Annotated in this window: 9 protein-coding genes and 3 pseudogenes; all 12 read left to right on the top strand. The window is 49.5% G+C overall.

The features are described 5' to 3' along the window. The first annotated feature begins 40 nt into the window (after positions 1-40). The 12 genes and pseudogenes from KUIN1_RS15715 (at position 41) to KUIN1_RS15660 (ending at position 8405) form a co-directional block, all read left to right on the top strand. On the top strand, positions 41-364 hold the full coding sequence (locus KUIN1_RS15715; RefSeq protein ID WP_232059975.1) for a hypothetical protein: 324 nt from the start codon (positions 41-43) through the stop codon (positions 362-364). A 310-nt stretch (positions 365-674) separates the two neighbouring features. Further along, positions 675-1148 carry a hypothetical protein gene (locus KUIN1_RS15710; RefSeq protein ID WP_232059974.1) on the top strand — a complete coding sequence of 158 codons (474 nt, stop codon included), beginning with the start codon at positions 675-677 and terminating at the stop codon, positions 1146-1148. Between the two features lie 180 nt (positions 1149-1328). After that, a complete protein-coding gene (locus KUIN1_RS15705; RefSeq protein ID WP_152092114.1) occupies positions 1329-1796 on the top strand; it encodes a hypothetical protein in 468 nt (155 codons plus the stop codon). After that, positions 1786-2211, top strand: coding sequence for a hypothetical protein (locus tag KUIN1_RS15700; RefSeq protein WP_060408911.1), 426 nt, complete (start codon positions 1786-1788; stop codon positions 2209-2211). Before KUIN1_RS15705 ends, KUIN1_RS15700 begins: the two co-directional genes overlap by 11 nt. Before the next feature lie 99 nt (positions 2212-2310). Then, a pseudogene (locus KUIN1_RS15695) lies at positions 2311-3300 on the top strand (hemagglutinin repeat-containing protein); the annotation flags it as partial. A 100-nt stretch (positions 3301-3400) separates the two neighbouring features. Continuing rightward, positions 3401-3655, top strand: coding sequence for a polymorphic toxin type 24 domain-containing protein (locus KUIN1_RS28770; protein ID WP_080231866.1), 255 nt, complete (start codon positions 3401-3403; stop codon positions 3653-3655). Then, complete coding sequence (locus tag KUIN1_RS15685) at positions 3652-4125, top strand: hypothetical protein (protein WP_032634471.1); 474 nt, start codon at positions 3652-3654, stop codon at positions 4123-4125. Before KUIN1_RS28770 ends, KUIN1_RS15685 begins: the two co-directional genes overlap by 4 nt. Before the next feature lie 51 nt (positions 4126-4176). Further along, positions 4177-6129: pseudogene (locus KUIN1_RS28075) on the top strand (hemagglutinin repeat-containing protein); the annotation flags it as partial. After that, positions 6126-6458, top strand: a complete 333-nt coding sequence (locus KUIN1_RS15675) for a hypothetical protein (protein ID WP_024647847.1) — start codon at positions 6126-6128, stop codon at positions 6456-6458. The pseudogene KUIN1_RS28075 and the gene KUIN1_RS15675, both read left to right, overlap by 4 nt. A gap of 101 nt (positions 6459-6559) precedes the next feature. After that, positions 6560-6991: pseudogene (locus KUIN1_RS28765) on the top strand (toxin C-terminal domain-containing protein); the annotation flags it as partial. A 728-nt stretch (positions 6992-7719) separates the two neighbouring features. Then, positions 7720-7974 carry a hypothetical protein gene (locus tag KUIN1_RS15665; RefSeq protein ID WP_032631321.1) on the top strand — a complete coding sequence of 85 codons (255 nt, stop codon included), beginning with the start codon at positions 7720-7722 and terminating at the stop codon, positions 7972-7974. Positions 7975-7991: 17 nt separating this feature from the next. Further along, the gene (locus tag KUIN1_RS15660) at positions 7992-8405 is read left to right on the top strand and encodes a hypothetical protein (RefSeq protein ID WP_227443074.1); all 414 of its coding nucleotides are present in this window, start codon (positions 7992-7994) and stop codon (positions 8403-8405) included. Positions 8406-8420 lie beyond the last annotated feature (15 nt).

The raw sequence follows: 8420 nt of genomic DNA, 5'->3' as shown, positions 1-8420 counted from the left end.
AATGTGCCGCTATCTACTGAGTAAAAAGGAAGAGTATTTTTTGAGTTCTAAATGGTTTTTTATCAAGATGAGTGGCATGAGGTTTAAATATAGTGAGTCTGATGGCTTAAGTGTTTTCAAAAATGCTCGTTTTAGAAACGCTATAAGAAAAAAGCTAGGAGGAGATTATAAGGCTTTTCCTAAGACCCGGTTTTCAGAAAACTCTACAGATGTGTTTGGTGGGGCAGTTGTTAAAGTGTGGTATGACGCTAATGACGAGGTAAAAGGTGTTCAGCTTTACCATCCTGAGGCTGAGTTTTATTATTTCGGAAAACAATTGCTCGGCAGCAATGTTGAGGAGTTAGAGCTTTTTTTTCTAGCATAGGTCAGTCGTTGATTTTTGATGACGATGGAACAGGGCTTAATGCTGAAAATAATGCAATAAGGTTTTACGTTCCGGATTTTGATGAGTTCCAAAAAAAAGCTAGAGTCGAGTGTGTGTATATCGATATTGCTAAAGCTTAATCTTGCTGTGAAGCGTGAGCTGATTAAGCTTGATCTGATTGGGCGTCTGACTAATGAGTATCTGGGTTCTGTGCGCGGGATCGAAGCGTCCTTGCTTAATTTAAGTGTATTGCCGGTGTTACATTGCGCGGCAACGACGTGGTCGGACGCGTAGGCCGCGACCTCAATGTTTGAATCGTGACGTCGACAAGGCTTACGAGATCACGCGTGATGATGAACACCGGACTGATGTGTATGTGACGAAGAGTTCGTTGAAGGCGGTTGCCAGTCCGAAAGAAACACTCGATCAGTGGCAAAACAGCGCGGCGCTTTACGGTGAAAACAGCCGTAACACACTGGATAAACTGGCCGACATGCTTGTGGTAACGGTGCTGTTGCCGTTAGGGGCTGCTCTCGGCGCGGGGACAGAGTCCGCGCGACTTCAAGTCGCGCGTACCGAGTTTTTGCAGCAGCTCAACAGCCAGGATGAAAGCAAAAGATCGGCAGCTGTCAGAGCGGTTTTAAGTGGAGTCGCCAAAAAAGACCTGGGCTTGGATGCGGAAGCGCTCGTTACACGCATCACTGAGCTGGGGGCAGATCATCCAGACCAGGCGCTGCGGGCAATGGTCTTACTGACCAAGCTGAATAAGCCCACGACACGTTGAACTTTGTTCCAGTAGTGGCGCTGGGTGCTGGCGCAATTGTGGCCCTGAGTGCTGCGTTGTTTACCACAGATGCGACGCCGGAAGGTCAGGACAGACTGAGAGAGGCGGCCAATGCGGTCGCACTCTCTGTAGCTCAATCAGGCCTGTCAGCCGAACAGCAGGTCAGCTGATCGTACCTCTGTGTCGGTAAAGCAAAGTGAAAGTAGTTCCGGGCGCAATGAAAAGCCGTCGAAGGTTGAGGAGGGTGAGGTAGGTACTTATGGGGAAACCGCCCCAAGAAGTGTTGGAGACGGTTTGACTCCAGACCACATTCCGCCCTTTGCTGCGGTTAAAGATGCATCGCGTAGGCAGGCTGTAGAGCTAAGCGATTCAGAGTTAAAAGCGCTTCGAAATAACACTAATTGTGTATTTGTTAAGACCTGCAGTCACATTGCTGAGTCTCGCACATTTAGTAGTAGGAATAGCAAAGAAAAAATTGCTACCGATGGCTCTGATCTTTATAAAGTAGCTGAAGCGGATTTAGATACATGGATGCCTGTTTGGAAAAGAGAAGGGTGGTCTCAAGCGAAAATCGACGAGAATCGTAGTAGTGTTCATGATGTTAATAAAAAGTTATTTGATGATATGGGAATAAAGTATGAGCCCTGATATGCAATTGAATCGGAAAATCGAAGAGGTTTTTCTTGAGCTTAAGAGTATTTTCCCGATTGTGGAGTATTCAAAAGTCGAAGATGATCAATTTTTGAAAATCCCTGAAAGTGGAATATACTTTCAATCGTCTGATGATGGTTTTATAGAAGCTTATCGTGTTTACTGCGTGCGGTTTGATGGCTATTTTCCGGCTGATCCTGAGTTAAAAGGTAAGTACTTTAATATTAACTCAGGTGCGGATGCTCTTCGTGAGTTGGGTGAGCCTTTAAGGAATATACCGTCTATACGAATACCTGGAATAGCACCTACATCTCCAGGGTATCAGTTTATTGCTGATGTGGGTTTTGTTAGTTTTTATTATGATCCTGATACGGATATTATAAGATTTTTCCATGTGAGGGTTGGTGGGTAGTTCGGGATAGATGGTTTGATTTCTCGGTTACTGTTCGAAGTAATAGAAGGCCTCACTGTTCCCAGCAAAGCTATAGGTTTTTCACTGACATTAATGTCAGTGAGCAAAGTCGATAACGACACAAACGAGTGGAGCGTCCTCACCGAATTCAAGCAGTTCATGAGTTCGGATTACCTGCTCGCAGGCCTGGGCTACGACCCCGAAGTCAGTGCCAAGCGCCTGGGCGATGGCTTGTATGAGCAACGCCTCGTCCAGCAAGCAGTCGTGGCTCGCACCGGTCAGGCCTTCATCGATGGGCAAACCTCCAACGAGGCTCAATTCAAGTACCTGATGAACAACGCCATCGCCAGCAAGCAACAGTTGAACCTGGCTGTGGGCGTATCGCTGAGTTCACAGCAAGTCGCAGCGCTGACCCACGACATTGTCTGGCTCGAAGAGCACGAAGTGAATGGCGAGAAAGTGCTGGTGCCGGTGCTTTACCTGGCACAAGCCGACAATCGCCTTGGTCCGACCGGGGCATTGATTGCGGGTAACGACGTCTCGCTGATCGCGGGGCAAAACCTCGATAACGTCGGCACCTTGCGTGCGGCCAATAACCTGTCGGCTGCCGCTGGAAATGACCTAGTCAACAGCGGCCTGATAGAAGCTGGCAATCGTCTGGACTTGCTGGCAGGTAATAACCTGATCAACAAATCCGGGGGCATTATCGCCGGACGTGATGTGACATTGACCGCCCTGCGCGGCGATGTCATCAACGAACGCACGGTGACCAGCCATCAGAGCGCGTCAGGCGACGCGACCTGGCGTAAGGACTTCGCTGACAGCGCGGCGCGTATCGAAGCGGCCAACGACATGTCCCTGCAAGCGGGTCGTGACGTGAAAAACACCGGCAGCGTGTTGCAGGCCGGTCGTGATTTGAGCATCTCTGCGGGCCGTGACGTCGCTATCGACTCGGCCCAGACCGAGAACGGCCAGACACGCGGCGTGAACTCCAGTAACTCCAGCATCATGCAACTGGGCTCCACAGTCAGCGCCGGACGCGAGCTGACGGCCCAGGCCGGTCGCGACATCAACGTGATCGCCAGCAGCAGCTACTAGAACGTGGGGTAAGCCTAGTGCTCAGAGCATAAAAACTATATTTTTTCAGAAGCCTGATGGCTCCGTTGTTCATTGTAATCGCATCCTAGGGATGCAGCGTATATGCCAAAGTTTTCCTATGTATCTGCAGGCAGATAATCAAGGTAATATCACAAGCTACGCCGTATATGATTCAGAGGGGCTGATCGTTAAACGAGTAGATTTAACTGGCGCAGCCCATGCAAATGTGCCTACTCCACATGTAATAGAGTACGGAAGAAATACATTGCCCGATGGAAATGTTAGAGTTCAATTGCCTTCGACTAAATTCGCACCACGTCCCGCCAATTTGGATGAGATATCATGATAAAAGTTAATACACTTTCTCCTTTCGTTGGGTTGGCGCGATATGAGGCTTGGAAGGATGGGTGGGTTGATAAAGATAAGGTTGACGAATTCTCATACATAAGCAATGTATGCAATCCTGAGGATTTATTATTGTCATGCAAACTTCTATTTCCTGATTTTGTTGTTGTTCAAGAGGGGGTTTTCTTAGAGGGGAAATATGATGCTGATATTTTTGTTTCTTGGTTGACGCACTTTAATGGTGATCTTCAAGCAACAGAGAAAATGTTAAATCACACTCATTTATACGATGTGTTCGATTCATGTTCAGGTGATATTGATGACCGTATATTTGAACAATTGGCAAGCGTGCTTGCACTGTCTTGGAGGCTTGTCCTGAAAGATAAGTTTCCAGAAAGAAGATTTTCTGTAGATATTTCAATTACAGACCAAGATTATGGGCCGATAGTTACTTTTTATCAATTGTCTTAAGTTTGATGATTACGCATCAGGTGTAGTTGGCGAGAGCCTGTTAAGGTTTGCAAGGCAGCCCAGAACGACAGCTCCACCGAGAACACCCGTAAAAATGGCGGAGGGGAAGCCGGTATCGCCATCGGTCCGGGAGGCATCGGCGTTTACGCCAGCGTCAACATCGGCAAAGGCGACCTGGAGCGCGAGGGCAAACAGCAGCAGGAAGCGTACCTTTACGCCGGTAATCACCTCGGTTTCACCAGCGGCCAGGACACCAACATTGCCGGTGCAACACTGCGCGGCAACGACGTGGTCGGACGCGTAGGCCGCGACCTCAATGTCACTTCCCTGCCAGATACCGGCAAGGCACAAGGTAAGGAATTCGATCTCAGCGCGACCGTTGTAGTGGGCTTTGGCGGCAGCGTCAGCGGCTCGGTCGGGTACGGTCAGACCAACGGCTCCAAGAACTGGATCGAGGAACAGACCCGCATCACGGCCAAAGACAAGGTCGACATCCGCACCGAGAACCACACCCAGCTCGACGGCGCATTGATCGCTTCCGATAGCGGCAACCTCAAGCTGGACACCAACACGCTGGGCTACAGCGACATCGCGGGCAAGGACAAGGAGCACGGTTACTACCTGAACGTCGGGGGTTCGTACGGCACTGGCAGCAGCACTACGCAGGACTCAAGTCAGGTAGGCAAGGGCGACAACCAGAAAAACGGCTGGAGCGTCGAGGGCTGGAACTACAACAAGGATCGTGAGCAGATCGTCCGGGGCACGGTCGGTGCGGGCGATGTGGTGGTGCGCAGTGACACGGCGGGCAAGGACTCTGCCGCTGGGTTGAATCGTGATGTCGACAAGGCATACGAGATCACGCGTGATGACGAGCACCGGACTGATGTGTATGTGACGAAGAGTTCTTTGGAGGCAGTTGCCAGTCCGAAAGAAACACTCGATCAGTGGCAAAAGAGCGCTGCGCTTTACGGTGAAAACAGCCGTAACACACTGGATAAACTGGCCGACATGCTTGTGGTAACGGCGCTGTTGCCGTTAGGGGCTGCTATCGGCGCGGGGACAGAGCTCGCGCGATTTCAAGTCGCGCGTACCGAGTTGTTGCAGCAGCTCAACAGCCAGGATGAAAGCAAAAGATCGGCAGGCGTCAGGGCGGTTTTAAGTGGAGTCGCCAAAAAAGACTTGGGCTCAGATGCGGAAGCGCTTGTTACACGCATCACTGAGCTGGGGGCAGATCATCCAGACCAGGCGCTACAAGCGATGGTTTTATTGACCACGCTGAATAAGCCGACTGATGCGTCGAGTTTTGTTCCGGTAGTGGCGATGGGCGCTGGCGCAGTCATTGCGCTAAGCGCAGCACTGTCCACGACAGCTGCGACGGCGGAAGGTCAGGATAGACTGAGAGAGGCGGCCAATGCCGTCGCACGTTCTGTTGCCCAATCGGGTCAATCAGCCGAGCAGCAGGTCAGCACCTCCATAGAAATATGGAAATTCCTGTTCAGTACGACGTTCCCTGTGCATCTGCTGGACGGCGAAAACTCCAGGCTGGTGAACCCTATCGTTCAGGCTCAGGGTGCGAATCCGTCCAGTGACGGGTATGCTGCTGGAGCAACGCCTGCCGGGATAGGTTCGACGGGTGGTAGTCAGATTGCTGATCAGACGCCTGTTGATTATTCGAGGCCTTTGGCTGAGCTTCCTGCGCCGGGGGTGATGAATCAAGGCAGCGTCAACAATATGAAGGATTTCTTTGCAAATACTGACTTCGGTAAAGCTATCAGCGATGTCACGAAAAAGACGTCAAAAGTGTATGACGGGCAAGCTATATACCAAGCGGTAGAGCGTTATGGCGATTTTATAAAAAAGGGGGACCAGATCTATCTAGACGGGCTTCATAAAGATCATCTAGAGGTTTTTAATAAAAGAGATAAAGCGACTTATGTGCTCAATTTAGATGGGAGCCTTAACCTTGAAAAAACAAAAGAAGCCGCTGGTAGGACTATAAAGTGAATAATGTAGATGATGCAAAAAAAATAATACTCATGCTATGTGCTAAGAAAAACTTGGCTTTTCATGAGGGGGAGTGGAGCGCTGATTATAAGATTGATTGGAGTAGTGAGTTTTCGACGCTAATGCTTGATATGCTCGGCGACATTGAAAAGTTGAATGCAGGGATCAAAGGCGGCGATGATGTTTTGAGCGTCGCCGCAATAACGATGGCTAGGATAAGATTTCTGAAGCTTTCAGATTTTTTCTTCGACATCCATGAGGACTTTGAAAAGCTGTTATCAATGAACGATATTGAATGGCCAAAAATACCAGACGACTATAAGTATTGATAGCCCGTTTCAGCTGTAAGCCGGTTTGTAAGCTGTTTTTTATGTAGGCTGATATGATTTTGGCGAAAAAGCCAGTAGCTCAAGTTTTTTTGCGCGAGCCGAGTCTCAAGCCGGACACCAACACGCTGTGCTACAGCGACATCGCGGGCAAGAACAAAGAGCACGGTTACTACCTGAATGTTGGCGGTTCCTACGGCACTGACAGCAGTGCCACATAGGACTCAAGTCAGGTAGGCAAGAGCGATGTTAACAAAAGCGGTTGGAGTGTCGAGGGCTGGAACTACAACAAGGATCGTGAGCAGATCGTCCGGGGCACGGTCGGTGCGGGCGATGTGGTGGTGCGCAGTGACACGGCGGGCAAGGACTCAACAGCGGGCTTGAATCGTGATGTCGACAAGGCTTACGAGATCACGCGTGATGACGAGCACCGGACTGATTTGTATGTGACGAAGAGTTCGTTGGATGCGGTTGCCAGCCCGAAAGAGACACTTGATCAATGGCAAAAAAACGCCGCGCTTTATGGAGAAAACAGTCGAAACACAATAGACAAACTGGTCGACATGCTTGTGGTCACCGCGTTACTGCCGTTAGGGGCTGTTACAGGTAACGCGACAGAACTAGCACAACGCCAAGTCGCTCGTATCGAACTGATGCAACAACTCAACAGCCTGGATGAAGACAAAAGGTCGGCGGGCATCAGGACAGTTCTAAACCGGGTTGCTGACAAAAATCTGGGCTCCAATGCGGAAGCGCTCGTCGCACGTATTGCCGAACTGGGTGAGGAGCACCCGGATCAAGCGATGCAGGCGATGGTTTTGTTGACCACGCTGAATAAACCAAATGATGGTGCATCGAGTTTTGTTCCAGTAGTGGCGCTGGGTGCTGGCGCAATTGTGGCCCTGAGTGCTGCGTTGTCTACCACAGCAGCGACGCCGGAAGGTCAGGATAGATTGAGAGCGGCAGCCAATGCCGTCGCACTCTCTGTAGCTCAATCAGGCCAGTCAGCCGAACAGCAGGTCAGCACCTCCATAGAGATATGGAAATTTCTGTTCAGTACGACATTCCCGGTACATCTGCTGGACGGCGAAAACACCAGGCTGGTGAATCCTATCGTTCAGGCCCAGGGTGCGAATCCGTCCAGTGGCGGGTATGCTGCTGGAGCGACGCCTGCTGGTGTGGGTTCGACGGGTGGCAGTCAGATTGCTGATCAGACGCCTGTTGATTATTCGAGGCCTGTGGTTGAGCTTCCTGCGCCGGGGTGATGAATCAGGAAATAGTAGATAAGTGGAGCCGAGAACCTAAAAGCCTCCAAGATGAAATGGCGCTAGAAGCAGCTAAAGCTGGCGCTGGGGATGTGATTATACGTAACTTAGGCGACGAAGCGTTCAAGGGTATGGACAAAATTGAATACAAAGTTAAGTCTGCCGATGGTAAGGACTCAGTTGTTCATTATGTTAGAGATCCAAAAACTGGGACTTTGATGGATTTTAAATTTAAAAAGCATAGCATTGACTGAAGGTGAATGGTTTGAAAGTGATATGTAAGATAAATGATTTGAAAGATATATCTGATGAAGTTGTTTTGGGCGTTTTGAAAGATAAAATATTCAGACCAGATGGTAAGATCGATATTAGCTTAGGTAGTGAGTATGTTGTTTATGGTATTGAGTTTTGGGAGAATAGCCCTTGGTACTATTTGTGTGTTGACGTTGATGATGAGTATCCAAAGCCGTACGCGGCTGACTTGTTTTTTGTAAGCAATAATAAGCTGTCTACTCACTGGCAACTTGGCTTCTGTACTAACTATAATGGTTCGCAGGTGGCGTCCCTAGTGTTTGAGGAATGGGCGGTGGATCGCCGTTTCTATGAGCGGTTAATTGATGGTGGAGAAATAGAGGTTGGGGTTTTTAAAAAGTATAAGTCACTCATGGATGATGAGGCTAAATGATTTATGGCTGATCTC

Origin of the sequence: Pseudomonas sp. KUIN-1 (genome assembly GCF_009176725.1) — a bacterium.
In the GTDB taxonomy this organism is placed as follows: domain Bacteria; phylum Pseudomonadota; class Gammaproteobacteria; order Pseudomonadales; family Pseudomonadaceae; genus Aquipseudomonas; species Aquipseudomonas fragariae.
The sequence above is the reverse complement of the archived record's forward strand: the minus strand, read 5'-3'. Positions and strand labels throughout refer to the sequence as shown.

Coding starts and splice junctions, on each gene's coding strand:
- KUIN1_RS15685 (WP_032634471.1), top strand. CDS start 3,652: ATGATAAAAGTTAATACACTTTCTCCTTTCGTTGGGTTGGCGCGATAT.
- KUIN1_RS15700 (WP_060408911.1), top strand. CDS start 1,786: ATGAGCCCTGATATGCAATTGAATCGGAAAATCGAAGAGGTTTTTCTT.
- KUIN1_RS28770 (WP_080231866.1), top strand. CDS start 3,401: ATGCAGCGTATATGCCAAAGTTTTCCTATGTATCTGCAGGCAGATAAT.
- KUIN1_RS15665 (WP_032631321.1), top strand. CDS start 7,720: ATGAATCAGGAAATAGTAGATAAGTGGAGCCGAGAACCTAAAAGCCTC.